Source organism: Streptomyces sp. NPDC005799, assembly GCF_040630525.1.
GTDB lineage: Bacteria > Actinomycetota > Actinomycetes > Streptomycetales > Streptomycetaceae > Streptomyces > Streptomyces griseorubiginosus_B.
This window is the reverse complement of record NZ_JBEXXQ010000035.1, coordinates 39,261-65,421: the sequence shown is the minus strand read 5'-3', so window position 1 is coordinate 65,421 and position 26,161 is coordinate 39,261. Positions and strand designations below refer to the sequence as shown.

Genomic DNA, 26,161 nt, shown 5'->3' with positions numbered 1-26,161 from the left:
ACGGCAACCACTTCGCCGCTGAAGCAGTCAGACGATGCACAGCCACCGTCATGGAGTACGCCACCGCACTCACGGGGAGCGCATATGTACATCAGGGGCGACCACGCCGAGCTGGTCGTCGGGGGCCGCCTCGACGTCCGCAGCGCGGCGGACGCCCGTACGGTCCTGCACTCGGCCGTCGACGACGGAGTCGGCGACCTGGTGCTCGACCTGTCCGAACTGGACTCCTGGGACGCCACCGGACTCGGGGTGATCATGGGCGTCCACCGGCGGGCCGGCCGCTGCGGCCGGCGCCTGGTGCTGCGCGAGGTACCCCCGCAGATGCAGCGCCTGCTGGTGGCCACCCGACTGCACCGGATCCTGGCGATCGAGGGGGGCATCGGGGTGGAGTCACTGCCCCGGGTGTGACGGCGGACCCGCGAGGGCACCCGGACGCTCCGGTTCCGAAACGTACGACACGTGCAATCCTCACCGGACTGTGACGTCTCGGACGGCGCGGTACCCCGGGCTGTCGGAGATACTGTGCGAAGGTTTAGGGTTCGGTCGCCCGCCACCCCGAGAACCCTCGAGCGGGCACCGGACCAGAAGCGACAGCGAGGTGTGCGGCAAGGCCGGGAGGGGCTGTATCGGCACACGAGCGCTTTTGGGGGGCTTGACCTATGGACCCGAACAACCGGGGACCCGAGGAGTACGGCCATGACGGCGACGGCGGTTCGCCGCGCCCGCGCCCGCCCAGGGACTCCCTCACATCCGACTTCGGACAGACTGCGCCCGCGCTCGCGCGTACGGTGCAGCTGGTCACCGGCGACTATCTGCTCACCGTCAACCCCGTCGACGGCAGCGAGATAGAGACCTGCCCGCCCGGGGAACGCCCGGGCCGGCCCGAGAAGCTCACCCCGGCCGAGCGCGCCGAGGTGGCCCGTGCCGCCAAGGCACCCGTCCCGCCCGGACCGGCCCTGCCCGTACTGCCGCTGCTGGAACGCCAGGACGACCGCGAGCGGCTGGTCCGCCTGCTCGCCCGCGGCCGCTCGGTACGCCTCACCGGCCCGGCCGGCTCCGGCCGCACCGCCCTGCTCGACCTGGTCGCCGAGGACTGCTCGGACCTCGCCCCCGACGGCGTCGTCCGCCTCAGCGGCTTCCACCGCACCGCCGACGAACTGCTCCTCGACCTCTTCTACAACGTCTACAACGCGCCGCTGCACCGCCCGGGACGGGACGAACTGCTCGGATTCGTCCGGGACATCGGCGCGGTCGTCGTCCTGGACGACATCGAGTTCGGCGGCGCCGCCCTCGACGAGCTGCTCGACGCGACGCCCGAGTGCGCCTTCGTGATCGGCGCCACACCCGACGTGCCCGCCCCGTCCGTCGACGCGGTCGTCGAGGAGGTCTTCCTCGGCGGTCTCGAGCGCGCGGGCGGCGTGGACATCATCGAGCGCACCGTCGGCCGGGCGCTCACCGAGGAGGAGGCCAACTGGGCCGGCGACCTCTGGTTCGAGTCCGAGGGTCTGCCGCTGCGCTTCGTCCAGGCCGGCGCCCTGCTGCGCCAGCGCGACCAGCAGCGGGCCGGCGCGAGCGCCGTCGACGAGTTCGGCGTCTTCGCCGACGCGCTGCCCGTCGACGCGCCCTTCGAGACACCCTTCGGCGTCGAGGAGAGCGACGACCTGCCGCTGCCCTCGCTCGGCGAGGCCGCCGCGCCCGCGCCGCTGCTCGCCTCGCGGCTCAGCGACTCGGCCCGCGCCACGCTGCGGTTCGCCGTGGCGCTCGGCGGCGAGCTCCCGCACCAGGCCCACCTGCCCGCCCTCGTCGGCGACACCCACGCGGACGCGGCCCTCGGCGAACTGGCCTCCTGCGGACTGGTTTCGCCGGTCGGCTCCCGCTACCGCCTCGCGGCCGGTGTGCTGCAGCAGCTGGAGGCCGCCGGGTACGGCGACGACATCGAGGCCCGCGCGCTGACCGCCGCCCAGCACTACGCCTGGTGGGCCGGGCACCCCTCGGTCACCCCGGAGCGCGTGTGCGCCGAGGCCGACGCCCTGCTCGCCGCCCTCGCGGTCCTGGTGCCGGTGACGACCCCGCCCGGAGAGGACGAGGAGGCCGTCACCGTCCAGCTGGCCCGTACGGCCGCGCCCGCCTTCGCGGCCGGGCTGCACTGGAGCGCCTGGGACCGCGCCCTGCGGTCCGGCACCGAGGCCGCCCGGCTGGCCGGAGAGGTCGCCGAACAGGCCTACTTCCACCATGAGCTGGGCGTCCTCGCGATCTGCGGCGGGGACTTCGAGCGGGCCCGCACCGAGCTGGAGACCTCCCTCGGGCTGCGCGGCGCGATATCCGACAAGCGTGGCACGGTGGCCGGCCGCCGCGCCCTCGCCCTGGTCGCCGACCGGACCGGCACGGCGCCGGGCTTCGTGGCGACGGCGGGGGAGGAGGTGCCGGACGCGCGCTACGAGGAGTCCCAGTCGCCCCCGGGCGGGGTGCCCGCCGCCTTCGGGGCGGTCGCGGCCCTGCCGCCGCCGACCGGCGAGACCTCGACGATCGTCGTCAACCGCGCGGCGCCGGGCCCGGGGACACCGCCCAAGGCCCACCGCGCCGGCATTCGCGGGCTCGCCCGGCGCAACCTCGTCGCGGCGGGTGCCGGCGCGCTGCTGGTGGCGGTGCTCGGCACGGTGGTGACGCTGGGCGCGACCTCCAACAACGACGCCAACAACCCCTCCGACAAGGTCGGCGTCAACCCGTCCGCCAGCCAGGGCGTGGACGATGGCTCCCTGGGCGCGGACACCCCGAAGAACGGCAAGGGCAACGGCTCCGGCGACACGGGCACGGCGACGAGCCGCCCGAGCGACCCGGGCCCCGACGGCACGTACGGCACCTCGGACGACCCGACCCCGCCGTCCTACGGCAACACCCCGTCGGACAAGCCGAGCGGGACCAGGGGGTCGGGGGGCGGCACGACGTCGTCGCCTTCGCACTCGACGACTCCGAGGCCGTCGACCTCGACCAGCCCCACGCCGTCCCACTCGTCGACTCCGACCCCGACGCCCACGCCGTCCGACTCGGCGACGTCCCAGCCGCCGTCGGACACTCCGACCACCTCCACCTCCGCCAGCGGCCCCGCCTCCAGCGCCCCCGCTTCGTCGAGCGCCCCGGTCGGCACGACCAGCGGTCCGGGCACGCCGAGCGGTTCGGCGGGCTCGGTGATCTGAGGCCGAGACACACGGAGGGGGCCGGGTTCGTACGGACGAACCCGGCCCCCTCGGCCGTAGAGGAAGAACCCTCTCTCAGAACAACCGCAGCTTGTCGTCCTCGATGCCCCGCAGGGCGTCGTAGTCCAGGACCGCGCAGCCGATGCCGCGGTCCGTCGCGAGGACGCGGGCCTGGGGCTTGATCTCCTGGGCCGCGAAGATGCCGCGGACAGGGGCGAGATGGGGATCGCGGTTCAACAGCTCGAGGTAGCGCGTGAGCTGCTCCACACCGTCGATCTCACCGCGCCGCTTGATCTCGACGGCGACGGTCCGACCCTCGGAGTCCCGGCACAGGATGTCGACCGGGCCGATGGCCGTCATGTACTCGCGGCGGATGAGGGTGTAGCCGTCGCCCAGGGTCTCGATGCGGTCGGCGAGCAGTTCCTGGAGGTGTGCTTCCACGCCGTCCTTGATCAGGCCGGGATCCACGCCCAGTTCGTGCGAGGAGTCATGGAGGATCTCCTCCATCGTGATGATCAGCTTCTCGCCCGCCTTGTTGACGACGGTCCACACGCCTTCCTCCTCGCCGCTGCCCTCCTTCAGCGTGCAGGGCGGAGACATCCAGTTCAGGGGCTTGTACGCACGGTCGTCCGCGTGGATCGAGACGCTGCCGTCCGCCTTCACCAGGATCAGGCGGGGCGCCGGGGGGAGATGGGCGGTGAGCCGGCCCGCGTAGTCGACGGAGCATCGGGCAATGACGAGACGCATGGTCGGCAACGCTACTCGACGGGTGCCTGTGCACGCGATTCGCCCCGGAAGTACTGGGTCAACCCCTGTTCATTTATGGCCGATTGTGTGCCCAAAGAGACCGCCCCATGTGCGCATTCTGCTGGTGCCGTCACCGTCCGTTGCATACCGTAGTGACCGGGAGGTCGCGATGCGTATACAGCGCGTGTTCGAAGTCGCGGACTCCCTTATCTGTCCGGCAACCCCTGTCAACCACGGGGGTGCGAGAGGAGAACCCATGTCGCTCGACGTCTCACCGGCCCTACTCGAACAGGCCGAGCGAGGCGAGGTCGACGAAGCAGCTTTCGTCGACTGCGTCCGGACCTCCCTGCCCTACGCATGGGAGATGATCAGCTCCCTGGTGGCCCAGCTGAAGGTGGACGGTGGACAGTTCGCCGACAACCAGACGCCCCCGCCGGACGAGCAGGCACGCGGTCAGTTGCTGCGTGCGCTCGCGAGTGACGCGATACGCGGCGCCCTGCAGCGGCACTTCGGTGTGCGGCTGGCCTTCCAGAACTGCCACCGGGTGGCGGTGTTCCCGCTGGACTCGTCCGTCGACGAGACCCTGGCCCGCTTCACCTCGGTGCGCAGCCAGTTGCTCAACCAGTCCCCGGAGTTCCGGGACTGCTGAGCGGCACGTCGCAGGCTTGCCGCTCCATACGCGGGAGGTGCATCAGTACTGGGGCGGCAAGCTCCGTGCAGAACAGCACAGTTCGAGATCAGCCGAGGTGGGGCAGGACCTCGGCGCCCAGCCGCCGTACGTTCTCCTCGGTGGCCGCCAGATCGCCCGAGCCCTCGACCAGCAGGGCGAAGCGGGAGATGCCCGTCCGCTCACTGGTCGCCGTGAGCCGGTCGACGCACAGCCGCGGGGTGCCCACCGGGTGCAGCCCGCAGAGCAGTTCGGTGTACGCCAGCGGGTCGCGCATCTGCCGGGCCCGCCCGTCCACCGTGACATGGGCCTCGAGCCCCTGCCGCAGCCAGCCCGGCATCGCCTTCGTCAGCGCCTCCACCGCGTCCGTGCGCCGGTCCGCGATCTGACAGACGCCGGCCGAGACATGGGGCGCGTACAGGACCCGCTCCGGCGCCTGCCCGGCCGCGCGCGCCGACTGCCGCCACAGCGCGACCATCTCGGCCTTCTCCTCGTCGCCCACATGCATCCCGACCAGCATCGGCAGTCCGCGCTCGGCCGCCAGCCGCACACTCGCCGCCGAGGTGCAGGCGACGACCACCTCGGGGCCCGGCTCACCCGACAAGGATTCCGACGGCCTGGGGACCACGGGCACTTCACGGAAGCTGAAGCGCTCCCCGGCGGCCCCGACCGAGGCTTCACGCAGCCAGCGCACCAGCAGATCGAGTGATTCCGGGAACCCCTTCTCGTACGCCGCGAGGCCGGAACCGAAGACCTCCAGATCGACCCACGGGCCGCCGCGCCCCACGCCCAGTGAGAAGCGGCCGCCGGAGGCGATGTGCAGCAGCGCCGCCTGCTCGCCGAGCGCCACCGGGTGTGCGGTGGGCAGCACGCTGACCGCCGTGCCGACCCGGAGCCGGCTGGTGCGGCCCAGCAGCAGAGCCGCGAGGGTGATCGCCGACGGGCAGGTCCCGTACGGCACGAAGTGGTGCTCGGCCAGCCAGACCGAGTCCAGACCGGCCTCCTCGGCGACCTCGGCCGAGCGGATCGCGCGGTGCAAGGCCTCCCCGTGACCCTGGCCCGGGAACTGGGCCGCCAACACGAACGTTCCTACGTGCATTGCCTTTTCCTGCTTCCTTGGCTCCGACGCGGAGCTCCCCCACCCGGCATAACCGTCCGACACGTGCCGAGGACACGGCCTGGCGAAGAGATTTGCGGATTGTCTGCAGAATGGGTGGCCGCAGTGGGGACTTGAGGGGGTTGGTCCCCTACGCGTACCCCTGTCCTGGACCCGTAGGCTGGATGCGGCCCCAGCTTCCTGTATAGCCCCGTGAGGTGTTCCGTGTCCCCGCGTCGCAACCGACCCAAGGGAGCAGATCCGTCGTCCTCCTCCGGCCGGAGCGCCGAGGACGACCGCCCCGGCCGCTACGGCGGCTGGCAGTCGACGGAGAACTGGCAGGGCGAGGAGTGGAGCGTGCGCCATGTGGCGGGCGCGAGCGCGCAGGGCAAGACGTACCGCTGCCCGGGCTGTGACCAGCTCATCGCCTCCGGCGTCCCGCACGTGGTGGCCTGGCCGGAGCACGCGGGGGTCGACGACCGGCGGCACTGGCACAAGGCCTGCTGGAACGCGAAGGACCGCCGCACCACGCGGGTGCAGCGGTCCCGTAACGCGCCGAAGTTCTGAGCCGGTTCCGGCCGTCTGCTAGACGTCGCGCTTCTGCAGCAGCGACACCGCGCCGGCGAAGGCGGCCGCGGTCACACCCAGGGCGATCCACAACGGGTCCCAGCCGGTGGGGCCGTCGTTGGTGAGGGATGTGGTGTAGAACACGCTCATCTGGCTCGGGATCGAGTAGTTGAACAGGGCGTCGCGCAGTCCGCTCAAAGACTCCGAGAACATGAACAGGGCGAGCACCAGCGGGGCCAGCACGAGGCCGATCATGATGGTGATGGCGCCCGCCGAGTGCCGGATGACGGAGCCGAGGACGAGCGAGAGCAGGCCGAGCAGCGCGACGTACAGCGAGATGCCGAGCGTGCCCTTCAGCCACTCCTGGGTGGAGGGGGACCTGGCCCCGCTGAGGATGGAGGCGTCCGCGAGGGCGACGAGCAGCACGGACACGAAGGTCACCGAGAAGGCGACCGCGAAGAACACGATGGCTTTCGCCGCGAGCACCCGGCTGCGGGACGGGCAGGCCGTCATCGTCGTCCGGATCATGCCGGTGCCGTACTCGGAGGCGGTGGTCAGCACGCCGAGCGTGATGATGCAGATGCTGCCGAGCAGCAGGCCGAACACGCCGAAGGACAGCGGGTTGTCGCTGGCCAGGCTGCCGTCGGAGGCGTTGGCCTCGACCAGCGCGGCGACCAGCAGACCGATCCCGACGACCAGTACGAGGAACACGCCGAGCGTCCACATCGTGGAGCGCACCGACCTGATCTTCGTCCACTCCGAGGCGATCGCGTGCCCGAGGTGCGTGCGCACGACGGGGATCGGCGAGGTGTAACCGCCGTACGGCGAACCGGCCGCGCCACCCTGCCAGTCGGGTACGGCGGCCTGCGGCATCGGGGGCTGCGGGGTACTCATCGTGCGTCCTCGGGCTTGGTCAGGTCGGCGGGAGCGGCGGACGGGGCGGAGGCCGGGGCGGCGTCCTGCGGCGCGGACGGCCGCGCGGCATCCGTCGGCTGGGCGGACGGCTGTGGTGGTGCCGGAGTCGTGGCGGCGGCCGGGGCCTGCTGTGGCGCCTGGGACGGCTGGGGCGTCGGCTGGGCGTAGGGGTTGGGCTGGTCCGCGCCCGGGGCTCCCGAGGTGCCGTACGGGCCCGTAGGAGGCTGTCCCGCGCCGCCGTAAGGACCCGGCATCGCGAAAGGCCGGCCGCCGTGTCCCGGCGGGGGTGGGGCGTACCAGCCGGGCTGGCCCTGGCCGGGGACCGGGACCGGGGGCTGGGCGCCGGGCGGGAGGGGCTGCATCAGGCCCTCCTTCTGGTCGACGGTCGAGCGGTAGTCGACCGCGCCCTGCGTCATCCGCATGTACGCCTCCTCCAGCGAGGCCTGATGCGGGGACAGCTCCCACAGCCGTACGTCGGCGTCGTGCGCGATGTCGCTGATGCGGGGGAGCGGAAGTCCCGTGATCCTGAGCGCGCCGTCCTGCTCCGGCAGCACGTGCCCGCCCGCCTCGGTCAGCGCGGACGTCAGCTTCTCGCGCAGCTGCGGCTCGGTGTCCGGAGTCCGCACGCGCGCGAAGTCGGCGGAGTTCGCGGAGATGAAGTCCTTCACGCTCATGTCGGCGAGCAGCTGCCCACGCCCGATGACGATGAGATGGTCGGCGGTCAGCGCCATCTCGCTCATCAGGTGCGAGGAGACGAAGACCGTACGGCCCTCCGAGGCGAGCGCCTTCATCAGGTTGCGCACCCACAGGATGCCCTCGGGATCGAGCCCGTTGACCGGCTCGTCGAAGAGCAGCACCTGGGGATCGCCGAGCAGCGCGACGGCGATGCCGAGCCGCTGCCCCATGCCGAGCGAGAAGCCCTTGGACCGCCGCTTCGCCACGTCCTGCAGGCCGACCACGCCGAGCACCTCGTCGACCCGGCGGGCCGGGATGCCGGACAGCTGGGCGAGGCACAGCAGGTGGTTGCGGGCCGAGCGGCCGCCGTGCACGGCCTTGGCGTCCAGCAGCGCGCCCACCTGGCGGGGGGCGTTCGGCAGCTTGGGGTACGGGTAACCGCCGATCGTCACCTGCCCCGCCGTGGGGTTGTCCAGCCCGAGGATCATCCGCATCGTCGTCGACTTGCCGGAGCCGTTGGGCCCCAGGAAGCCGGTGACGGCCCCGGGCCGCACCTGGAAGGACAGGTTGTACACAGCGGTCTTGTCGCCGTACCGCTTGGTCAGGCCGACAGCCTCGATCATGCTCCGCACCCATCGAAAGGTTCAGGACAGCGGGGCACACGCCCCCGTAAGGGTTAGGAGGATATCGAGGCGCTGACGGTTCCGCTCAAGAGGAAGTAAAAGGCCGGCCGCCGACCGTCCGCTTTCGGGCGTCCCGTCGGCCCAGCTCAGGCGTCCCGTCGCGTCAGCAGCACGTACCCGCCGGCGAGCGCGGCCACCACCCACAGCGCCATGATCCCGAGGCCGCCCCAGGGCCCGTACGGCGTGTCGTCGTCGATTCTCGGCACCACCTGCATGATCTTGCTGCCCGCCTGGTCGGGCAGGTACCGGCCGATCTTCTTGGTCGCCGACACATTGCCCAGGATGTTGGAGATCAGGAAGAAGAACGGCATCAGGATCCCGAGGGACAGCATCGGCGAGCGCAGCATCGCCGCGACGCCCATCGAGAACACCGCGATCAGGGTCATGTAGATCCCGCCGCCGATCACCGCTCGCAGCACGTGCGGGTCGCCGATCGAGGCCCGGTGCGAGCCGAGCATCGCCTGACCGAGGAAGAAGGCGACGAAGCTGGTCACCATGCCCACGGCCAGGGCGAGCCCGGTCGCCACCGCGATCTTGCTGAACAGGAAGGTGCCGCGCTGCGGTACCGCGGCCAGCGAGGTGCGGATCATGCCGGTGCTGTACTCGTTGGAGACGACCAGCACCCCGAACACGATCATCGCGAGCTGACCGAGGGTCATGCCGGCGAAGCTGATGAAGGTCGGGTCGAAGGAGAGCCGGTCCTTCGCGCTCATGTTGTCGAACTCGTTCTTCGACAGTGCCGAGATCAGCATGCCGAGGGCGACGGTGACGACCACCGCGAGGGAGAGCGTCCACACGGTCGAGGCCACCGACCGGATCTTGGTCCACTCGGACCGTACGACCTGGATCGCGGCCATGCTCAGCTCCTGTTCCAGCCCTCGCCCCACGGCCGGGGCTGGTCGACGGGCGTGTCGGTGTGTGCGTGGTACTCGACCGACTCGGCGGTCAGCTGCATGAACGCCTCCTCCAGGGAGGCCTGCTGGGGGCTCAGCTCGTGCAGCACGATCTGGTGCTGCGCGGCCAGCTCCCCGATCTGCTCGGCCTTGCCGCCGTCCACCTCCAGCGCCCCGCTGCCGGCCTCGACGACCGTCACGCCCGCCTGGTGCAGCACGTCGAGCAACCGCTCGCGCTGCGGGGTGCGGACGCGGACGTACGACCGCGAGTTGCGCTCGATGAAGTCGGCCATGGACGTGTCGGCGAGCAGCCGCCCCTGTCCGATGACCACGAGGTGGTCGGCGGTCAGCGCCATCTCGCTCATCAGGTGACTCGACACGAAGACCGTCCGCCCCTGCGCGGCGAGGGACTTCATCAGGTTGCGGATCCAGTGGATGCCCTCGGGGTCGAGCCCGTTGACCGGTTCGTCGAACATCAGGATCCGCGGATCGCCCAGCAGCGCGCCCGCGATGCCGAGCCGCTGGCCCATGCCCAGCGAGAACCCCTTGGCCTTCTTCTTCGCGACCGCGGTGAGGCCCACGGTGTCCAGCACCTCGACCACCCGGCTCTTCGGGATGCCGTTGCTCTGGGCGAGGCAGAGCAGGTGGTTGTAGGCGCTGCGGCCGCCGTGCATGGCCTTGGCGTCCAGCAGGGCGCCGACGTACGTCAGCGGGTCCTTGAGGCGGTCGTAGTGCCGGCCGTCGATGCGTACGTCGCCCGCGGTCGGCCGGTCGAGCCCCAGCATCATCCGCATCGTCGTCGACTTGCCGGCGCCGTTGGGCCCGAGGAAACCGGTCACGATGCCGGGTCTGACGGTGAAGGTGAGGTTGTCGACCGCCACTTTCTCGCCGTACCGCTTGGTCAGCCCCTCGAGCTCGATCATGCGGCCACGTTAGGACGGCGGTTGGGCGAGTGCCACCCGGGCGGGCAAACAGAGGGCGACGCCACGGGCAACGTCCGCCGACCACGCCAAGAGGCCCGCACCTCCGGGGGAGACGGTACGGGCCTCTGAGCGTGCTGCTGATTACCGGGACTGCTGCGCCGGGACCCCGCGGGAGATCGGCTCGTCCTCGGCCGGCGAACCGGCGGCGGCCACGGCCGCACCGGTCAGCGTCGCGAGCATCTCGCGGACGTTCGTCAGCTGGGCGTTGATCGAGTCGCGGCGGTTGGTCAGCGCGGCCAGCTCACGCTCGGATTCCGAACGGATCCGGTCGGCCTTGGCGTTGGCGTCGGCCACGATGTCCTCGGCCTGGCGCTGAGCGGTCTCCACCGTCTGGCGGGCGCGGCGCTCGGCGTCGGTGCGCAGCTTCTCCGCCTCCAGGCGCAGCTGCTCGGCGCGGTGCTCGATCTCCGCGAGACGCTTCTCGGCCTTCTGCTGACGCGAGGCCAGGTCGCGCTCGGACTGCTCCCGGCGCTTGGCCAGGTTCGTCTCGAAGTCGGCGGCGGCCTGCGCGGCCTTGGCGCGGGTCTCCTCGAAGAGGGCGTCCGCCTCCTCACGCTTGGACTGCGCGTCCTTCTGCGCCTCGGAACGCAGCTGCGAGGCGTCGCTCTTGGCCTTCTCGACGATCCGGACGCCCTCGTCCTCGGCCTTGGCCTTGCGCTCCGCCGCGAACGATTCTGCGTCGTTGCGGACCTGCTGGGCCGCCGACTCGGCGAGCTCGCGGTGCTGCTCGGCCGCGCGCCTGGCCTCCTCGCGCAGATCCTTGGCCTCTTCCTCGGCGAGGCGCAGGATCTTCTCGACACGCGCGCCGAGACCGGCGTACGACGGCTCCGCGTCGCTTACCTGAGCCTGGGCGTTCTGCGTCTCGAGGTGGAGCTCCTCGATGCGCTTTTCCAGAGCGGTGATGCGGGCGAGAGCGCTGTCACGGTCGGAGACGAGCTTGGAGATGCGTTCGTCCACCTGAGCGCGGTCGTACCCACGCCGCACAAGCTCGAAGCCGTAGGGGGAAGTGTCGCTCATGGGGTTCCTGTCAAATGAGACCGGTGAGGTGATAGGGGGAATCCTAGGGGCCGAAGCGGTGTGTCATCGAGCGGATACGTGTTTGATCTGGAGAATGACACCCCTTTTGAGTGGCTAACCCTGGGACGGCTTGCCAAAAACTTGGTCAAAGGCCCCAGACCGCACCTGAATTGCTGTCGATCAGCTGTCCGACTAGCCGTCCGACGGCTTACCCGAACGAGGTGCGCCGACCGTCGCCCCCGCCTTGACGCCACCGTCCTTGCCCCCGGCGGGAGCCTCGAAGGACTCCAACGCCTCCAGCACGTCCTGGACCCGGGAGATCTCGGCGTTGATGTCCTCGCGCCGGCGCACCAGGATCTCCAGCTCGCGCTTGCCCTCCTCGACCGTGGCCCTGGCCTCGCGGATCGCCTCGGCCTTCAGCTCCTCGGCCTCCCTCACGAGCGCCGCCTTCTTCTGCTCGGCCTCCTTCAGCAGGCCCTCGGCCTTCTTCACCGCGGCGATACGGACCTTGCCCGCCTCGGAGTTGGCCTCCGAGACCAGCTCCTTGGCCTTCGCCTGCGCCTTGGCCAGCTGCTCCTCGGCGGCCTTGATGAGCGCGTCGCAGCGGTCGCCGGTCGACTTCATCGTCTCGGCGGCCTCGCGGCGGGCCCGCTCGTGCAGCGCCTCGATCTCGCCCGTGATGCGGTCGCGCAGCTCCTCCGCGCGCTCGCGGATCTGGGTGGCGTCCCGGCGCGCGCCGACCAGCAGCTCGTCCGCGTCCGTACGGGCCCGTTCCACCAGCGAGTTGCCCTCGACCGTCGCCTCGGAGACCAGCCGGTCGGCCTCCGTGCGGGCCGCGCCCACCATCGAGTCGGCCTGCGCCTCCGCGTCGGCGGTGGTCTTGTGGGCCTGCTGCTGTGCCTCTGTCAGCAGCTTGTCCGCCTCGGCCGTGGTCTCCGTGATGAGCGTGTCGACCTGCTCGGCCACGTCCTGGCGCCGCTTGTTGGCCTCCCTGCGCACCTCGTCCAGCGTCCGCTCGGCCTCCTCGCGCGCGGAGTTGACCAGCCGTTCGGCCTCCGCCGCCGCCTCGGACCTGACCCGCTCGGACTCGCTGCGGATCCGCTCCGCGTGCCGCTGGGCCGCCCCGATCGTCTCCGCGGCCTCGGCGCGCAGCCGCTCCGCCTCCCCGGTGGCGTCCGCGAGCAGGTTCTCCGCCTTGGCGACCGCCTCGGCCCGCACCCGCTCGGCCTCCGTGACCGTGTCGTTGCGCAGCCGGTCGGTGTCCCGGATCGTCTCCGTGGTGAGCCGCTCGGCCTCGTTGCGGGCCTCGGTGATCAGGGTGTCGGCCTGCGTCGCCGCGTCCGAGCGGATGCGGTTGGCGTCCTCACGGGCGTCCGCCCGGGCGCGCCCGGCCGCCTGCTCGGCCTCGGCGAGGGCGTCGGAAGCCTCCGTACGCACCCGCTGGGCGTGCTCCGCCGTCTCCGAGCGCAGCCGCTCCGCCTCCGCGATCGCCTCGCCGACGGTGCGCTCGGCCAGCGCCTTCGCCGCGTCCGTCTCCTCGGCCGCCTCGCGCCGGATGCGGCCCGCGTCCTCGCTGGCCCGCTCCCGCTCGGCGTACGCGTCGGCGCGGACCCGGTCCGCCTCCTCCTGCGCCTCGCGCCGGGTGCGGTCGGCCGCGTGCTCGGCGGCGCTGCGCAGCCCGGTGATCTCCTCCTGGGCCTGCTCGTGCAGCCCGGCCACCGAGTCCCGTACCTGCTGGGCGTGCTGCTCGGCCGCCGACACCATCTCGTTCGCGCGCCGGTCGGCCTCCTCGACCAGCCGGACCGCCTCGGCCTGCGCCTCCTCGACCCGGTTGCGGGCTGAGGCCAGCAGTTCCTCGCTCTGCTCGCGGGCCCGCTCACGCTCCTGGCCGGCCTCGGCCCGTGCGGCACCGAGGGTGTCCTCGGCCTCGCGCCGGCGCCGGTTGGCCTCCTCCTGCGCGGCGGCCAGCGTCTCGGAGGCCTCCGCGCCCAGCCGCTCGGCCGCGGCCAGCGCCTCGGCCCGCATCCGGTCGGCCGCGTCCTGCGCCTCCGACTTCAGCCGCTCCGCCTCGGCCGCCGCCTCCGAACGCAGCCGTACGGCGATGGCCTCGCCCTCGGCACGCGAGGCGGACGCGTCCGACGCGGCCTCGTCCCGCAGGCGTTCGGCCTCCGCCTCGGCCTGCTGCTGCAGCGTACGGATGCGTTCGGTGGCCTCGGCGCGCAGCCGCTCCGTCTCCTCGACGGTCTCCCGGCGGATACGGGAGGCTTCCTCGCGGGCGTCGGTCAGCGCCTGCTCGGCGGCGGCGAGGCGGTCCTCGGCCTCCGTGTGCAGCCGCGTCAGCTCGTCGGCGGCCTCCGCCCGGCGGGCCTCTATCGCCCGCTCGGTCTCCTCGCGCAGCTCGAGCGCGGCCCGCTCGGCGTCGGCCCTGATGCCCTCGGCCTGCTCGACGACCTCCTCGCGGTGCCGCTCGGCCTCCTGGCGGGTGCGCTGCAGGGTCTCCTCGGCCTGCCGGCGCAGCGTGGTCGCCCGCTCGATGGCCTCCGTACGGACCTTCTCGCTGTCCGTGGTGGCCTTCTGGCGCAGCTCGTCCGCGTCCTGCCGGGCCTTCGACAGCAGCTCCTCGGCGGTCTTGGCCGCCTCCTCGATCTGCGCCACGGCCTCCTTGCGGGCCTCCGCGCGGATCTTCTCGCCCTCCGCGACCGCGTCGGCGCGCAGCTGCTCGGCCTCGCCGCGCAGCCGGCGGGCCTCCTCCTGCAGCTCGACCGTCTTGGCGCGGTACTCCTTGGTGTCGTCCTTGGCGGCGCCCTTGAGCTGCTCGGCCAGGTCGTGCGCCTCGGCGCGCAGCCGGTCCGCCTCGGCCTCGGCCTCGGAACGGATCCGCTCGGCCTCCTCGGCGGCCGCCTTGGTGGTGTTCCGCGCGTCCTCCTGCGCCCTGTTGAGGACGTCCTCGGCCGTCTTGGCCGCCTTGGACAGCTGGGTCGCGCTCTCCTCGGCGGTGATCGTGCGGGCCTTCTCGGATGCCTCGGCGACGATCCGCTCTGCCTCGGCGCGGGCGTCCGCGACGACCTGCTCGGCGTCCGCCTTGGTGGCCTCCGCCTCCTTGGTGGCCTCGCTGACCAGCCGGGCGACCTGCTCCTTCGCCGTGCGCGTGCGCTGCTCGTTGGCCGACTCGGCGCTCGACAGGGCCTTCTCGGCCTGTGCGGTGGCCTCGGTGACCAGCTTGTCCGCCTCGGCCTGCGCCTTGCGCAGCGCCTCCTCGGCCTCCGCCATGCGCTGTTCGGCGGCCCGGCTCAGCTCCTGTGCCTGGCGGCGGGTGCTGTCGGACTCGGTGGCGGTCGACGAGCGCAGCTGCTCGGCGTGGTCGGTGGCCTCCTGGGCCTGCGTGGAGGCGGCGTTGAGCAGCCGCTCGGCGTCCGTGCGGGCCCGGCGCAGGATCTGCTCGGCCTCCGCGCGGGCCGCCTCGGCGTCGGTCTGCAGCCGCTCGCGGGCCTCCCGGGTCAGCCGCTCGGCCTCCGCGCGGGCGGCCGCCATGGCCTGCTCGGCCTCGGCACGGGACTCCTCCAGCAGCCGGCGCGCCTGGGACTCCGTACGGGCGCGCAGCTGTTCCGCCCACGCCACGTTCTCGTTGACGTGCGACTCGACGGTCTGCCGGCGCTCCGCGAGCTCCTGGTCCAGCTGCTGACGGCGGGTGACCGCCTCCTGGTGCAGCTCCGCCTGCAGCCGCGCGGCCTGCTCGGCGTGCTCCTGCAGGATGCGCTGGGTCTGCGCCCTCGCCTGGCTCAGCTCGCGCTCGGCGTCCTGGCGCAGCTGGTCGGCCTGGATCTGGGCGTTGCGCAGCAACTGCTCGGCCTGGTAGCCGAGGTCGCCGCCGCCGAAGTCGGGGCGGGACATGATGGTGCGGCGCGCCTCGTGCAGCTTGGCGCGCAGCACCTCGACCTGGTAGCCGAGGTCCTCGGCGTGCTGGATCGCCTTCTCCCGCTCGGTCTTCAGCCGATCCATCTCGGCCTCGAACCGAGAGAGGTGGTCGACGTCAGCCGCCGGCTCTCGCTCCTGGCGTTCGTAGCCCCGCACTGCGCGGTCCCATCCGTCCCCTGGTCGCAGGTCTGCCCATACGAGCTCCGTCCTCCGCCGAACGGGGCCCCCGGGGAATGGTGTCAGATCAACGGCGGAGCATGGGCTGCTGCCCCGACGCTCGCCCCCCGAAACCCGGACCCCGGCGTGCGGCCACCCCTCGCTTGGGGAGCGACCGCCCCCAACCCTACCGGCCCCTATGTACGAGGGTCAGTGCTCAGGTGACTCAACAGGCGCCGATGTGACCAGTTCTGTCAGTACTCCATGGCAATCCTTGGGGTGCAGGAACGTGATCCGTGACCCCATGGAGCCGCGTCGCGGCTCTTCGTACAGCACCCGGACGCCCTTGTCCTTGATGTCGGCGGCGTCGGCGTCCACGTCCGCGGTGCCGAAGGCGATGTGATGGACACCCTCGCCGTTCTTGTCGAGCCACTTCGCGACGGTCGAGTCCGGCCGCGTCGGCTCGAGAAGCTGCAGGTAGGAGGCGCCGCCGTCCGAGGTCTCGTTGATCTTGAGCATGGCCTCGCGGACGCCCTGCTCCTCGTTGACCTCGGAGTGGAACACCTCGAAGCCGTATGTGGCCCGGTAGAACTCGACGGTCTTGTCGAGGTCGAAGCAGGCGATCCCGATGTGGTCGATTCGCGTCAGCATGTTTGTCAGTGCAGCGCTCTTCGGATGGTTACGCAACGTGCGCGCGATCACACCGACGGCCCGATGACGGCACGGAGTGCCACTCAGTACCTTTGAAGTAAACCCTCGTTCACTCCTCGGCAGTGCAGCCGGTAAGGGGATCGCAGCTCATGTCTGGATCGAACAGCACGACCTCGGTGATCGTCGCGGGCGCCCGTACGCCCATGGGGCGGTTGCTGGGCTCGCTGAAGTCCTTCTCCGGAGCCGACCTCGGCGGCTTCGCGATCAAGGCCGCCCTCGACCGTGCGGGGATCGGTGGCGACCAGGTGCAGTACGTCATCATGGGCCAGGTGCTCCAGGCCGGGGCGGGGCAGATCCCGGCACGCCAGGCCGCCGTGAAGGCGGGCATCCCGATGAACGTCCCGGCGCTCACCATCAACAAGGTGTGTCTGTCCGGCCTCGACGCCATCGCGCTCGCCGACCAGCTGATCCGCGCCGGCGAGTTCGACGTGATCGTCGCGGGCGGCCAGGAGTCCATGACCAACGCCCCGCACCTGCTGCCGAAGTCCCGCGAGGGCTTCAAGTACGGCGCGATCGAGATGCTCGACGCCATGGCGTACGACGGTCTGACCGACCCCTGGGAGAACGTCCCGATGGGCCAGTCGACCGAGAAGCACAACACCCGCCTCGGCATCCAGCGCCCCGAGCAGGACGAGATCGCCGCGCTGTCCCACCAGCGCGCCGCCGCCGCCCAGAAGAACGGCGTCTTCGAGGCCGAGATCACCCCGGTCGAGATCCCGCAGCGCAAGGGCGAGCCGGTCGTCTTCAGCAAGGACGAGGGCATCCGCGCCGACACCACCGTGGAGTCCCTGGGCAAGCTGCGCCCGGCGTTCACCAAGGACGGCACGATCACCGCCGGCACCTCCTCGCAGATCTCGGACGGTGCGGCGGCCGTGGTCGTGATGAGCAAGGCCAAGGCGCAGGAGCTGGGCCTCGCGTGGATCGCCGAGATCGGCGCCCACGGCAACGTCGCCGGCCCCGACAACAGCCTGCAGTCCCAGCCGTCCAACGCGATCCTGCACGCCCTGAAGAAGGAGGGCCTGGAGGTCGGGGACCTGGACCTCATCGAGATCAACGAGGCCTTCGCGGCCGTCGCGGTCCAGTCAATGAAGGACCTCGGCGTGTCCACGGAAAAGGTGAACGTCAACGGCGGGGCGATCGCCCTGGGCCACCCCATCGGCATGTCCGGCGCCCGGCTCGTCCTGCACCTGGCCCTGGAGCTCAAGCGCCGGGGCGGCGGCGTCGGCGCGGCCGCGCTGTGCGGCGGCGGCGGTCAGGGTGACGCCCTGATCGTGCGGGTACCCAAGGCCTGAGACCCTCCTTCGTACGTATCTGTCGTACGTGCCTTCCTGAACGGAGCTGTGATGCAGGACGTCTCCACACTCGTCGCCCAGGCGAGGGAGGGCCGGCCGCGTGCCGTGGCCCGGCTGATCTCCCTGGTGGAGGGGGCGTCCCCGCAGCTGCGGGAGGTCATGGAGACCCTGGCCCCGCTGACGGGCAACGCGTACGTGGTCGGTCTGACCGGCTCGCCCGGCGTGGGCAAGTCGACCTCCACGTCCGCGCTCGTCACCGCGTACCGCAAGCAGGGCAGGCGGGTCGGCGTCCTGGCCGTCGACCCGTCGTCCCCGTTCTCCGGCGGCGCCCTGCTGGGCGACCGCGTCCGGATGTCGGAGCACGCCTCCGACCCCGGCGTCTACATCCGCTCCATGGCCACCCGCGGCCATCTGGGCGGCCTCGCCTGGGCCGCCCCGCAGGCGATCCGTGTGCTGGACGCGGCGGGCTGCGACGTGATCCTCGTCGAGACGGTGGGCGTGGGCCAGTCGGAGGTCGAGATCGCCTCCCAGGCGGACACGTCGGTGGTGCTGCTGGCCCCCGGCATGGGTGACGGCATCCAGGCGGCGAAGGCCGGGATCCTGGAGATCGGTGACGTGTACGTCGTCAACAAGGCCGACCGCGACGGCGCCGACGCCACCGCCCGCGAGCTGAACCACATGCTGGGTCTCGGCGAGTCCCGCGGTCCGGGCGACTGGCGCCCGCCGATCGTCAAGACGGTCGCCGCCCGCGCGGAGGGCGTCGACGAGGTCGTGGAGGCGCTGGAGAAGCACCGCGCCTGGATGGAGGAGCGGGGCGTGCTGGCCGAGCGCCGGCTGGCCCGTGCGGCCCGCGAGGTCGAGACCATCGCCGTGACCACCCTGCGCGAACGCATCGGCGACCTGCACGGCGACCGTCGGCTCAGCGCGCTGGCGGAACGGATCGTCGGCGGGGAACTGGACCCCTACCGCGCCGCGGACGAGCTGGTGGCGGGTCTGACGGAGAGCTGACCCGGGCTCGAAATCCCATGGCGCCCCCCACCCCACGCTGTTAAGTTGCCCGCATGTTCCTCCTCTTGGCATAGGGCCCGCCCCGGCCCGCGCCGACCGTGAAGCACCGTCGGCGCGGCGATCAGGCGTCCCCTTTCCGCCTCGTCGAGTCGAGGAACTCCCGTGTCTTCCACGCCCGTCGGGCGGCGGCCGTCGTACGCCGTCGTCCTCCGTGTCCCGCATGCCCGCCGCACCTTCGCCTTCGCCCTGCTCGGCCGCCTGTCGTACGGCGTCGTGCCCCTGTCCGTGATGCTCGCCGTGACCCGGGCCACCGGGTCCTACGCGGTGGCGGGCACCGTCATGGCGCTCTTCGGCGGCACCAGCGTCTTCCTGTCGCCCGCGAGGGCGGCCCTGATCGACCGGTACGGCCCCCGCGGGGCGCTGGTGCCGATGACGGCCGTCTACGCGTCGCTCCTGGGGCTCCTGACCGTGCTGGTCTGGCGTCCCGGCGCCCCCTCCCTCGCCCTCGGCGCCGTGACCGCCGCGGCGGGCGCCTGCACCCCGCCCCTGGGCCCGACCATGCGCGCCGTCTGGACCCGCCTCGCCCCGGACCGGGCACTGCTCCAGCGCGCCTACAGCCTCGACGGGGTCGCCGAGGAACTCCTCTTCGTCTCGGGCCCGCTGCTGGTGGGCCTGCTGGTGGGCACGACCTCACCGGCGACCGCGATCGCCGTCGGGACCACCCTGATGCTGGCGGGCACGGCGGGTTTCGTGACCTCACCGGCGCTTCGGGCGCATCGGCCCGCCGAGAAGACCGCAGCCGACGGGGCGAGCGCGTCGCGCGAGGAACGCCGTCAGCCCGCAAGGAGGCGTGCTGTCCTTGGCGGGATCCTCCAGCCCGTGCTCGGGGCCCTCGGTGTGGGGCTCGCTCTCGGGGTGGTGGATCTGGTGGTCGTCGCCTTTGCCGAGCAGCGTGGTCAGGGGGACGACGCCGTGGCCTGGACGCTGGCGGCGCTCTCGGGCGGGAGTGCCGTCGGGGGGCTGCTCAGCGGGGCCGTGGCGTGGCGCGTCCCGGCGCGGGTGCGGTTGCCGTTCACCGCCGTCGGGCTGGGGCTGGCGCTGCTCGGGGCCGGGTTCGCGGACGGGCTCGGCATGCTCGCCGCCGTGCTCGCGGTCTCCGGGTTCTTCGTCGCGCCCGCCCTGACCACCGCCTATCTCGTCGCCGACGAGGCGGCCGCCCCCGAGGCGCGGGTGCGGGCCGGCGCCTGGGTCAACACCGGTGTCAACGCCGGCGGTACGGCCGGTGCGGCCGCCGCCGGGCTCCTGCTGGGCGGCCTGCCGACGGCCCTGTCCTTCGTCGCGGCTGGTGCGACGGCGCTGCTGACCGCCCTGGTCACGTCGAGAGGCGCCGTCCGGGCCCGGCGGGGCACGCCCCGCACGCTGCCGCAGCGCGACGCCGAGAAGAGCACGTCCGCCGTGTGACGCCCCGCGTCCACGGTCCGCGAGACGCCGGCAGGCGAAACCCCGCACCGGGTTCCGCCTGCCGCGCGTTACCTCGGTCAGGGCCGCCCGCGCTGCCCGCGCAGGTGTTCCGCGATGGGCTTCAGGGCCTTGTCGAGTTCCGACAGGGCCTCGGGGGACAGCAGGTCGATGAAATGCCGCCGCACGGACGACACATGATGGGGCGCGACCTTCTGCATCGTCTCCATGCCGTGCTCGGTCAGCACCGCGTAGAGGCCGCGCCGGTCGGACTCGCAGTTCTCGCGCCGGACCAGGTTCGCGTTCTCCATACGGGTGATCTGGTGGGAGAGGCGGCTCTTGGACTGGAGGGTGGCGGACGCGAGGTCACTCATCCGCATCCGTACGTCCTCCGACTCGGAGAGGTTCACCAGGATCTCGTAGTCGTTCATCGTCAGTCCGAACGGCTGAAGGTCCCTCTCGAGCTGGTACGTCAACAGCCTGTTGACCTCCAGGTGGGTGCGCCAGGCGCACTGCTCCGCATCGGTCAGCCAGCGCGTGGCCGTCTCGGTCTCCATGAATGAAGTCTACCTAAAATGTTGAAAGGCGAACTAGTGAGGGTTGGTGTGGCGCCGTGCACGCGTTCGACGTCACACTCCGCAGACTACCGCTCACAGCCCGAAGCGACGCTGGAGGTCACCCAGCTGTCCGGGAAGGCGCGGTGCGCCCGCCTGCTGTGAGGGGCCTGTGAAGCCCCCGCCGCCACCGGGTACCCCCGGCTCGTGCGGAACCGCTCCTGTGGCCTGCTCGGCCATCAGGGTCTCGGACGACTGGAGCAGGACCGTGCCCGCCCCGACGAACTCGAACTGGTGCTCCTCCCCGGAGGCCCCACCGAGGCCCGTCATCGCACGTAGACCGCCCATGACGCCCGTCATGTAGCCATGGTCGTAGTGATGGCACGGCGACGGGCAGTCGGCCCACCCGACGAGCGCCTGAGGGTCCACCCGGATCGGGGGTTCCATGAACACCACCGGACCATTAGATGCCGCCACGAACTTTCCGGTTCCGATGAGCGTGAGAAAGCCCGGCACGATCGACTGCTTGAGCGCGAGACTTGGCTGAAAAGCGAGGAGGTTGCCCGAGCGAATGGTCAGGTTGCCGTCGTCCAGGTCGTAGGAATTGACGTCGAAGGCCCGGTCGGCGAGGAGCATCTTGCCCGAGCCCTCCGCCACGACCCAGTCGCTCGCGTGCAGAGGCGAATGGAAGGACGTACGGACAAGTCGGTCGAGTCGGCCGTGCCCGACGCCGTTGAACTCCATCTGTCCGTAGTAGGCGATCATCTTCCCCTTCTGCAGGAACCACTGGCTCCCCTTGAGCTCCACGCAGAAGGTGTACTTGTTGACGTTGTCGTCGACCGGCAGTGTCATCGGGTCGTAGACCGTCGGGCCGCCGCCCGGAGCCCCGTACATGCTCACAGCTTCTCCTCCGAGGCCTGGACGTAGACCACGCCGTTGCCGCTGAGCTCCAGCTGGAAGGCCTCGCCGGAGCCCCGGCCCACCATGTCGCGCCAGCCCAGGGCGCTCGACAGCTTGTTGCGGACGTCGCCGTGGTGGGCGACGTAGGCCTGCGGGTCGACATGCACGGCACGCCCCGGGGTGATCGGCACCTCGAAGACACCGCCGTGCGCCATCACCGCGACCGAGCCGACGCCCTGCAGGGTGGTCGTGAACAGCCCCTGGCCGGTGACCTGGCCCCGCACCATGCCCATGACCCCGCCCTGCGAGCCCATGAACATCGTGCCCTGGCGCAGCGTGCCCTCGAACGCCAGCAGCCGGTCCGCCTCCACGTACAGCGTGTCCCCGGTGAGGTTGATGACCTGCACATGGTGGCCGCCGTGCCCGAACATCACCGTGCCGCTGCCCTCGACGCTCATCAGGGGTGTCGCCTCATTCGCGATCCGCCGTCCGATCATCGACATGACCCCGCCCTGCCCGCCCTGGATGTTGGGCGTGAAGGACACCTCGCCTTTGTAGGCGAGCATCGCGCCGCGCTGACTGAACAGCCGCTGCCCCGGCACCACCGTGGCCTCGATCATCTTGGAGTTGATCTCACGGAAGGCCACGTCACACATCCCCCGCGATCGTGTTGCGCTCACTCGGCTGCACGTACACCAGCCCGTCCCCCTCGAACCTGATCTGGAAGGCCTCGCCGCCGCCCTCCCCGAAAAAGGTGCGGAACGTCACACCGGACTGGAACGACTGCCGCAGATTCCCCTGATGGGCGATGTAGGCCCCCGGATCGACGATCAGCGGGTACTGCGCACTCACCCGCAGCACCACGGCCGGCCCGTCCGACATGATCGCCGCCTGTCCGTGCCCCTCGACGGTCGTCGTGAACAGCCCGTTGCCCTGCGAGGCCCCGCGCAGACCGGTGAAGGTCGTGCCCGTCCTGAGCCCCGCGTCCGTGGCGAGCAGATTGCTCGACTCCACGAACAGCTTGTCCCCCTGGAGCTGCACGAGGTTGATCTCGGACGCCCGGTCGGCGAACCAGCAGGTCCCCTGCCCGCGCACCTCCATCACCGTCATCTGCTCACCGGTGAGCCGCCGCGTCACCATGCCCCGCAGGCCCTCACCTCCACCACTCAGCTTCTTGAAGGCCATCTGCCCGTCGTACGCGACCATCGAGCCGTTCTTCGCCTTCACGGCGTCCCCGGTCATGTCGACGGCGAGCACCTTGCTTCCTTGAAGTCGGAACATCGCCACGCTGGGAAGGTAGCTGCCGGAGCGGTGGATCGAACAGGACCCGCGGGTGGAGGGGGACCCTGAACGCACCCCTAGGGGGAGCGTTTGTCACAATGGGCGAACGCTTGTGCTTCCGTTCACAAAGAGCGACCTGTCTCCCACCGAAGGTGACCCGTGGACCTCAAGACCGCCACCGCCATCCGCCGCCTGCGGCTCGTCTCGGCTCCCGAGGCCGTGTCCTTCCTGCTCCTGCTGGTCTGCTCGGTGCTGAAGCGGACCACGGACTTCAACGCGGTGCCGGTCATGGGCATGGTCCACGGCGTCCTGTTCATCCTCTACGTGGTCTTCTGGGCCGACGCCTGGAACCGCACCAAGTGGCCGCTGAAGACCGGCGCCCTCTACTTCGTCCTCTCGGTCCTGCCGACCGGCGGCTTCTTCGCCGAGCGCAAGCTGAAGCGTGCCGCCGAGGACGCGGTGATCGCCTCCCGCGCCCGCAACGAGGGGATCGTGAACGCATGATCGTCGCCTTCTCCGTGACACCGCTCGGCGTAGGTCAGGACGTGGGGGAGTACGTCGCCGACGCCGTCCGGATCGTCCGCGAATCCGGCCTCCCCAACCGCACCGACGCCATGTTCACCTCCATCGAGGGGGAGTGGGACGAGGTCATGGACGTCGTCAAACGGGCGGTCGCAGCCGTAGAAGAGAGAGCACCGCGCGTCTCCCTCGTCCTCAAGGCGGACATCCGCCCGGGCGTGACGGACGGCCTCACCTCCAAGATCGAAACAGTGGAGCGCCACCTCTCCCGCTGACCCGCCCGCGACGAAACCCCGGCCCAACCGGCCGGGGTTTTCTTGTGCCCCCCTTTGAGCGATCGCTCAAAACCCGCTACATTCACCCCCAAGCAGTTTGAGCACTCGCTCAAACTCCTTGCTGACCTGGGGGATTCACATGGGCCACACCGGCCTCTACATAGAGGCACGCATCCGCGCCGACCTGGACGACCTCTGGACCCGCACACAGGACCCCGCCCAGCACCAGCGCTGGGACCTCCGCTTCACCGAGATCACCCACCTTCCCCGCGTAGAGGGCGAGCCGCAGCGCTTCCGGTACGCCACGCGCATAGGACCGTTCCTCACGGTCGCCGGAACCGGGGTCTCGGCCGGCGAGCGCGAACGCCCGGACGGCACCCGCACCTCCGCCCTCCGCTTCTCCTCGCCGCACCCCCTCTCCCTCCTCGCCGAGGGCAGCGGCTACTGGCGCTACGTCCCCGACGGCGACGGCGTCCGCTTCCTCACGGGCTACGACTACCGCCCGCGCTGGGGCCGCCTGGGCGCCACCGCCGACCGCCTCCTCTTCCGCCCCCTGATGGGCTGGGCGACGGCCTGGTCCTTCGACCGGCTACGGCTCTGGCTGGAGCGGGGCATCACCCCGGAGCGAGCCCTCGCCAACTGGCTCACGGAACTACTGATCCGCACCCTGGTGATCACAATCGCCTGCACGGCCCTCGCCCCCGCCGCCTCCCTCCCCCTCCTCGGCCCCTTCACGGCGTCACTGGCCTACCTCTGTCCGCTTCTCCTCACCGTCGCCGTCTGCGTGGCCCTCTTCAAAGCGCCCCTGCCCTGCACCCCGGCCGCCCGCCGCTGCCTGCGCACCCCGCCCACCCGCAGCCGGGCGCCCCGCGTCCTGCGCACCCTGGAGAACCCGCGATGACCTCGATCTTCCGCACCGTGCTGGGCGCCGACTTCGACCGCCTGCACCCCCAGCTCCAGCGCCGTTTCTCCGTCGGCCTGACCAGCGGCGAGGCCTGCACGGGCAGGGGAGTGATGGACCGCGTCTGGCACGGCGGAGCCTTCGTCAGACCGTTCCTGGCCCTGGGCGCCACCCGCAACATCCTGATCCCGACCCCTGGCCGCAGCGTCCCTTTCACGATCGAGAACGTCCCGTACACGGACACCTTCGGCCGTGAGACGGTGACCTTCGTGCGCACCTTCGACCTGCCGGGCCGCCCCCGCCGCTTCGACGCCCAGATGGTGCTCAGCCCCAAGGGCGACCGCATCCTCGACTACCTCGGCACCCACCAGCACCTGGCCAGCGAACTCCACTTCCACGCCGAGCCCGACGGCTCCCTCCTCATCCGCTCCGGAGAACACCGCTTCCGCGAGGGCGCCGTAGACCTACGGGTGCCCGAACTGGTCGGCGCCACAGCGGAGGTCCGAGAGTCGTTCGACGAAGCAGAGAACCGCTTCCGCATCCAAGTCCGCGTGGTCAACCGCTACTTCGGCCCGCTCTTCGGCTACGAGGGCTCCTTCCGGGCGACGTACACGGACATCCGCACCTGCGGTGTCCGCCCCGGTCTGCGCCCGGTCCGCGAGGAGTCCCGCACGTGAGCCCCGAGACGACGAAGACCAAACTCCTGGAAGGCGCCCTGCGCGTCCTGACCGACCAGGGCATCGCCAAGACCTCCGCCCGCACCATCGGGACCGAGGCCGGAGTCAACCAGGCCCTGGTCTTCTACCACTTCGGCTCGGTCGACGAACTCCTGGCCCAGGCATGCCGATACGGCGCCGAACAGACAGTGGCCCGCTACCGCACCCGCCTGTCCGAGGTCGGCTCCCTCTCCGAACTCCTCACCGTCGGACGGCAGATGCACGAGGAGGAGCGCGCCCACGGCCACGTGGCCCTCCTCGGCCAACTCCTGGCCGGCGCCCAGACCCACACCACCCTCGGCCCCGCCACGGCGGCCGGCCTCCAACTCTGGATCGACGAAATAGAGAAGGTCCTGACCCGGGTCCTGGCACAGACACCGTTCGGCGAGTTCGCCGACCCACGGGGCCTCGCCCGCGCCGTGGCAGCGTCCTTCGTGGGCATCGAGCTCTACGAGGGAGTGGACGAGACCGGCGCACACGCGGCCCTGGACGCCCTGGAACAACTGGGCGCGCTCATCGCTGCGCTGGAGGACCTGGGCCCCGTCGCCCAACGCGCGGTCCGCCTCCACCTACGCCGACGGACCTGAGGTCGCCGACGGGGGATTCCGCGCGAGGCCGAAGTCGCCCGCGGGCCCGCTCGCAGTCCCCGCGCCCCTGACGGGGTTGCAGTCGCCGACGGCGAGAAGGGGACGGGGCGGGGGGTGTCCGCCCGCAGTGTCGGGCGTCAAGAAACAGCACCGCATGACGCAGAGCACCGCCCGACCGAGGACGGACACCCCCCCGGCCCCGACCCACCACCGAACCGAAGGCGCTACGCCCACCCCCACCGAACCCGCACAGGCGCCGCAGGTATCGAACCTCAGCCACCCCCCGACACCAGCGGCGTCCGCTCGTAAAGCCGAAACCAAAGCCGAAACCCTGGCGGGGGTCGCGGCGGAATGCGTCGGGGTGCCCGCGACGGTCGCCGGCGCCGGCGACCTCGGCACGCTCACGTGTGTCGTCCTGGCGGTAAAAGCCCGCGCGACCGACAGGCGAGAC

25 protein-coding genes are annotated in these 26,161 nt (G+C 71.3%); 12 read left to right on the top strand and 13 right to left on the bottom strand.

Annotated features, from left to right (window positions below; translation table 11 throughout):
• The first annotated feature begins 84 nt into the window (after positions 1–84).
• Positions 85–408, top strand: a complete 324-nt coding sequence (locus ABZ453_RS30565) for an STAS domain-containing protein (protein WP_133044688.1) — start codon at positions 85–87, stop codon at positions 406–408.
• 251 nt (positions 409–659) lie between these two features.
• On the top strand, positions 660–3,194 hold the full coding sequence (locus ABZ453_RS30560; protein ID WP_359019828.1) for an ATP-binding protein: 2,535 nt from the start codon (positions 660–662) through the stop codon (positions 3,192–3,194).
• Between the two features lie 75 nt (positions 3,195–3,269).
• Here the strand turns inward: ABZ453_RS30560 and nucS are convergent, their stop codons facing one another.
• A complete protein-coding gene (gene nucS, locus ABZ453_RS30555) occupies positions 3,270–3,941 on the bottom strand; it encodes an endonuclease NucS (RefSeq protein WP_359019826.1) in 672 nt (223 codons plus the stop codon).
• A 256-nt stretch (positions 3,942–4,197) separates the two neighbouring features.
• On the opposite strand from nucS, the gene ABZ453_RS30550 reads away from it, so the two are divergent.
• Positions 4,198–4,590, top strand: coding sequence for an SCO5389 family protein (locus tag ABZ453_RS30550; protein ID WP_208778005.1), 393 nt, complete (start codon positions 4,198–4,200; stop codon positions 4,588–4,590).
• 88 nt (positions 4,591–4,678) lie between these two features.
• On the opposite strand, the gene ABZ453_RS30545 is transcribed toward ABZ453_RS30550, so the two are convergent.
• The gene (locus ABZ453_RS30545) at positions 4,679–5,707 is read right to left on the bottom strand and encodes an LLM class flavin-dependent oxidoreductase (RefSeq protein ID WP_359019823.1); all 1,029 of its coding nucleotides are present in this window, start codon (positions 5,705–5,707) and stop codon (positions 4,679–4,681) included.
• A 222-nt stretch (positions 5,708–5,929) separates the two neighbouring features.
• Between ABZ453_RS30545 and ABZ453_RS30540 the strand changes: the two genes are divergently transcribed.
• Complete coding sequence (locus tag ABZ453_RS30540; protein WP_359019821.1) at positions 5,930–6,271, top strand: ATP/GTP-binding protein; 342 nt, start codon at positions 5,930–5,932, stop codon at positions 6,269–6,271.
• Between the two features lie 18 nt (positions 6,272–6,289).
• Here ABZ453_RS30540 and ABZ453_RS30535 read toward each other — a convergent pair whose 3' ends face one another.
• From ABZ453_RS30535 to mce, 7 genes are all read right to left on the bottom strand, one after another.
• Positions 6,290–7,165 (bottom strand): ABC transporter permease, encoded by an 876-nt coding sequence (locus ABZ453_RS30535; protein ID WP_359019820.1) that lies wholly within the window; start codon positions 7,163–7,165, stop codon positions 6,290–6,292.
• Positions 7,162–8,484 carry an ABC transporter ATP-binding protein gene (locus ABZ453_RS30530; protein WP_359019818.1) on the bottom strand — a complete coding sequence of 441 codons (1,323 nt, stop codon included), beginning with the start codon at positions 8,482–8,484 and terminating at the stop codon, positions 7,162–7,164. The genes ABZ453_RS30535 and ABZ453_RS30530 overlap by 4 nt, the downstream gene beginning before the upstream one ends.
• Positions 8,485–8,630: 146 nt before the next feature.
• Positions 8,631–9,401 carry an ABC transporter permease gene (locus tag ABZ453_RS30525; RefSeq protein WP_359019816.1) on the bottom strand — a complete coding sequence of 257 codons (771 nt, stop codon included), beginning with the start codon at positions 9,399–9,401 and terminating at the stop codon, positions 8,631–8,633.
• A 2-nt stretch (positions 9,402–9,403) separates the two neighbouring features.
• On the bottom strand, positions 9,404–10,360 hold the full coding sequence (locus tag ABZ453_RS30520; RefSeq protein WP_359019814.1) for an ABC transporter ATP-binding protein: 957 nt from the start codon (positions 10,358–10,360) through the stop codon (positions 9,404–9,406).
• Positions 10,361–10,501: 141 nt separating this feature from the next.
• A complete protein-coding gene (locus ABZ453_RS30515) occupies positions 10,502–11,437 on the bottom strand; it encodes a cellulose-binding protein (protein WP_133044698.1) in 936 nt (311 codons plus the stop codon).
• Positions 11,438–11,629: 192 nt separating this feature from the next.
• Positions 11,630–15,508 (bottom strand): polarized growth protein Scy, encoded by a 3,879-nt coding sequence (gene scy, locus ABZ453_RS30510; RefSeq protein WP_359019812.1) that lies wholly within the window; start codon positions 15,506–15,508, stop codon positions 11,630–11,632.
• 210 nt (positions 15,509–15,718) lie between these two features.
• The gene (mce, locus tag ABZ453_RS30505) at positions 15,719–16,159 is read right to left on the bottom strand and encodes a methylmalonyl-CoA epimerase (protein WP_059192301.1); all 441 of its coding nucleotides are present in this window, start codon (positions 16,157–16,159) and stop codon (positions 15,719–15,721) included.
• A gap of 149 nt (positions 16,160–16,308) precedes the next feature.
• On the opposite strand from mce, the gene ABZ453_RS30500 reads away from it, so the two are divergent.
• The 3 genes from ABZ453_RS30500 (at position 16,309) to ABZ453_RS30490 (ending at position 19,980) form a co-directional block, all read left to right on the top strand.
• Complete coding sequence (locus ABZ453_RS30500) at positions 16,309–17,511, top strand: acetyl-CoA C-acetyltransferase (protein ID WP_359019809.1); 1,203 nt, start codon at positions 16,309–16,311, stop codon at positions 17,509–17,511.
• A 51-nt stretch (positions 17,512–17,562) separates the two neighbouring features.
• Positions 17,563–18,519 (top strand): methylmalonyl Co-A mutase-associated GTPase MeaB, encoded by a 957-nt coding sequence (gene meaB, locus ABZ453_RS30495; protein WP_356768919.1) that lies wholly within the window; start codon positions 17,563–17,565, stop codon positions 18,517–18,519.
• A 162-nt stretch (positions 18,520–18,681) separates the two neighbouring features.
• A complete protein-coding gene (locus tag ABZ453_RS30490; protein ID WP_359019807.1) occupies positions 18,682–19,980 on the top strand; it encodes an MFS transporter in 1,299 nt (432 codons plus the stop codon).
• A gap of 77 nt (positions 19,981–20,057) precedes the next feature.
• Here the strand turns inward: ABZ453_RS30490 and ABZ453_RS30485 are convergent, their stop codons facing one another.
• From ABZ453_RS30485 to ABZ453_RS30470, 4 genes are all read right to left on the bottom strand, one after another.
• A complete protein-coding gene (locus ABZ453_RS30485; protein WP_359019805.1) occupies positions 20,058–20,534 on the bottom strand; it encodes a MarR family transcriptional regulator in 477 nt (158 codons plus the stop codon).
• A gap of 93 nt (positions 20,535–20,627) precedes the next feature.
• A complete protein-coding gene (locus ABZ453_RS30480; protein ID WP_133044762.1) occupies positions 20,628–21,425 on the bottom strand; it encodes an AIM24 family protein in 798 nt (265 codons plus the stop codon).
• 2 nt (positions 21,426–21,427) lie between these two features.
• Positions 21,428–22,078: an AIM24 family protein gene (locus tag ABZ453_RS30475; RefSeq protein ID WP_359019803.1), complete on the bottom strand. Its 651-nt coding sequence runs from the start codon at positions 22,076–22,078 to the stop codon at positions 21,428–21,430.
• Position 22,079: 1 nt separating this feature from the next.
• Positions 22,080–22,712: an AIM24 family protein gene (locus ABZ453_RS30470; protein WP_356769078.1), complete on the bottom strand. Its 633-nt coding sequence runs from the start codon at positions 22,710–22,712 to the stop codon at positions 22,080–22,082.
• 159 nt (positions 22,713–22,871) lie between these two features.
• Here ABZ453_RS30470 and ABZ453_RS30465 point away from each other — a divergent pair, with 159 nt between their 5' ends.
• From ABZ453_RS30465 to ABZ453_RS30445, 5 genes are all read left to right on the top strand, one after another.
• Positions 22,872–23,216 carry a DUF3817 domain-containing protein gene (locus ABZ453_RS30465; RefSeq protein WP_208778016.1) on the top strand — a complete coding sequence of 115 codons (345 nt, stop codon included), beginning with the start codon at positions 22,872–22,874 and terminating at the stop codon, positions 23,214–23,216.
• Positions 23,213–23,506: an MTH1187 family thiamine-binding protein gene (locus ABZ453_RS30460; protein WP_359019800.1), complete on the top strand. Its 294-nt coding sequence runs from the start codon at positions 23,213–23,215 to the stop codon at positions 23,504–23,506. The genes ABZ453_RS30465 and ABZ453_RS30460 overlap by 4 nt, the downstream gene beginning before the upstream one ends.
• 139 nt (positions 23,507–23,645) lie before the next feature.
• Positions 23,646–24,407: a hypothetical protein gene (locus ABZ453_RS30455; protein ID WP_359019798.1), complete on the top strand. Its 762-nt coding sequence runs from the start codon at positions 23,646–23,648 to the stop codon at positions 24,405–24,407.
• Entirely contained in the window at positions 24,404–25,084 is a 681-nt protein-coding gene (locus ABZ453_RS30450; RefSeq protein WP_359019796.1) for a DUF4166 domain-containing protein, read from the top strand. Before ABZ453_RS30455 ends, ABZ453_RS30450 begins: the two co-directional genes overlap by 4 nt.
• On the top strand, positions 25,081–25,710 hold the full coding sequence (locus ABZ453_RS30445) for a TetR/AcrR family transcriptional regulator (RefSeq protein ID WP_359019794.1): 630 nt from the start codon (positions 25,081–25,083) through the stop codon (positions 25,708–25,710). The genes ABZ453_RS30450 and ABZ453_RS30445 overlap by 4 nt, the downstream gene beginning before the upstream one ends.
• Positions 25,711–26,161: the final 451 nt, after the last annotated feature.

What these genes read in the sequence shown, in the direction of transcription:
- ABZ453_RS30545 (WP_359019823.1), bottom strand. Translation starts at nt 5,707, where the DNA reads ATGCACGTAGGAACGTTCGTGTTGGCGGCCCAGTTCCCGGGCCAGGGT.
- ABZ453_RS30525 (WP_359019816.1), bottom strand. Translation starts at nt 9,401, where the DNA reads ATGGCCGCGATCCAGGTCGTACGGTCCGAGTGGACCAAGATCCGGTCG.
- ABZ453_RS30565 (WP_133044688.1), top strand. Translation starts at nt 85, where the DNA reads ATGTACATCAGGGGCGACCACGCCGAGCTGGTCGTCGGGGGCCGCCTC.
- ABZ453_RS30550 (WP_208778005.1), top strand. Translation starts at nt 4,198, where the DNA reads ATGTCGCTCGACGTCTCACCGGCCCTACTCGAACAGGCCGAGCGAGGC.
- mce (WP_059192301.1), bottom strand. Translation starts at nt 16,159, where the DNA reads ATGCTGACGCGAATCGACCACATCGGGATCGCCTGCTTCGACCTCGAC.
- ABZ453_RS30450 (WP_359019796.1), top strand. Translation starts at nt 24,404, where the DNA reads ATGACCTCGATCTTCCGCACCGTGCTGGGCGCCGACTTCGACCGCCTG.
- ABZ453_RS30530 (WP_359019818.1), bottom strand. Translation starts at nt 8,484, where the DNA reads ATGATCGAGGCTGTCGGCCTGACCAAGCGGTACGGCGACAAGACCGCT.
- ABZ453_RS30515 (WP_133044698.1), bottom strand. Translation starts at nt 11,437, where the DNA reads ATGAGCGACACTTCCCCCTACGGCTTCGAGCTTGTGCGGCGTGGGTAC.
- meaB (WP_356768919.1), top strand. Translation starts at nt 17,563, where the DNA reads ATGCAGGACGTCTCCACACTCGTCGCCCAGGCGAGGGAGGGCCGGCCG.
- ABZ453_RS30500 (WP_359019809.1), top strand. Translation starts at nt 16,309, where the DNA reads ATGTCTGGATCGAACAGCACGACCTCGGTGATCGTCGCGGGCGCCCGT.
- ABZ453_RS30560 (WP_359019828.1), top strand. Translation starts at nt 660, where the DNA reads ATGGACCCGAACAACCGGGGACCCGAGGAGTACGGCCATGACGGCGAC.
- ABZ453_RS30480 (WP_133044762.1), bottom strand. Translation starts at nt 21,425, where the DNA reads ATGTACGGGGCTCCGGGCGGCGGCCCGACGGTCTACGACCCGATGACA.
- ABZ453_RS30535 (WP_359019820.1), bottom strand. Translation starts at nt 7,165, where the DNA reads ATGAGTACCCCGCAGCCCCCGATGCCGCAGGCCGCCGTACCCGACTGG.
- ABZ453_RS30460 (WP_359019800.1), top strand. Translation starts at nt 23,213, where the DNA reads ATGATCGTCGCCTTCTCCGTGACACCGCTCGGCGTAGGTCAGGACGTG.
- ABZ453_RS30485 (WP_359019805.1), bottom strand. Translation starts at nt 20,534, where the DNA reads ATGGAGACCGAGACGGCCACGCGCTGGCTGACCGATGCGGAGCAGTGC.
- nucS (WP_359019826.1), bottom strand. Translation starts at nt 3,941, where the DNA reads ATGCGTCTCGTCATTGCCCGATGCTCCGTCGACTACGCGGGCCGGCTC.
- ABZ453_RS30455 (WP_359019798.1), top strand. Translation starts at nt 23,646, where the DNA reads ATGGGCCACACCGGCCTCTACATAGAGGCACGCATCCGCGCCGACCTG.
- ABZ453_RS30520 (WP_359019814.1), bottom strand. Translation starts at nt 10,360, where the DNA reads ATGATCGAGCTCGAGGGGCTGACCAAGCGGTACGGCGAGAAAGTGGCG.
- ABZ453_RS30470 (WP_356769078.1), bottom strand. Translation starts at nt 22,712, where the DNA reads ATGTTCCGACTTCAAGGAAGCAAGGTGCTCGCCGTCGACATGACCGGG.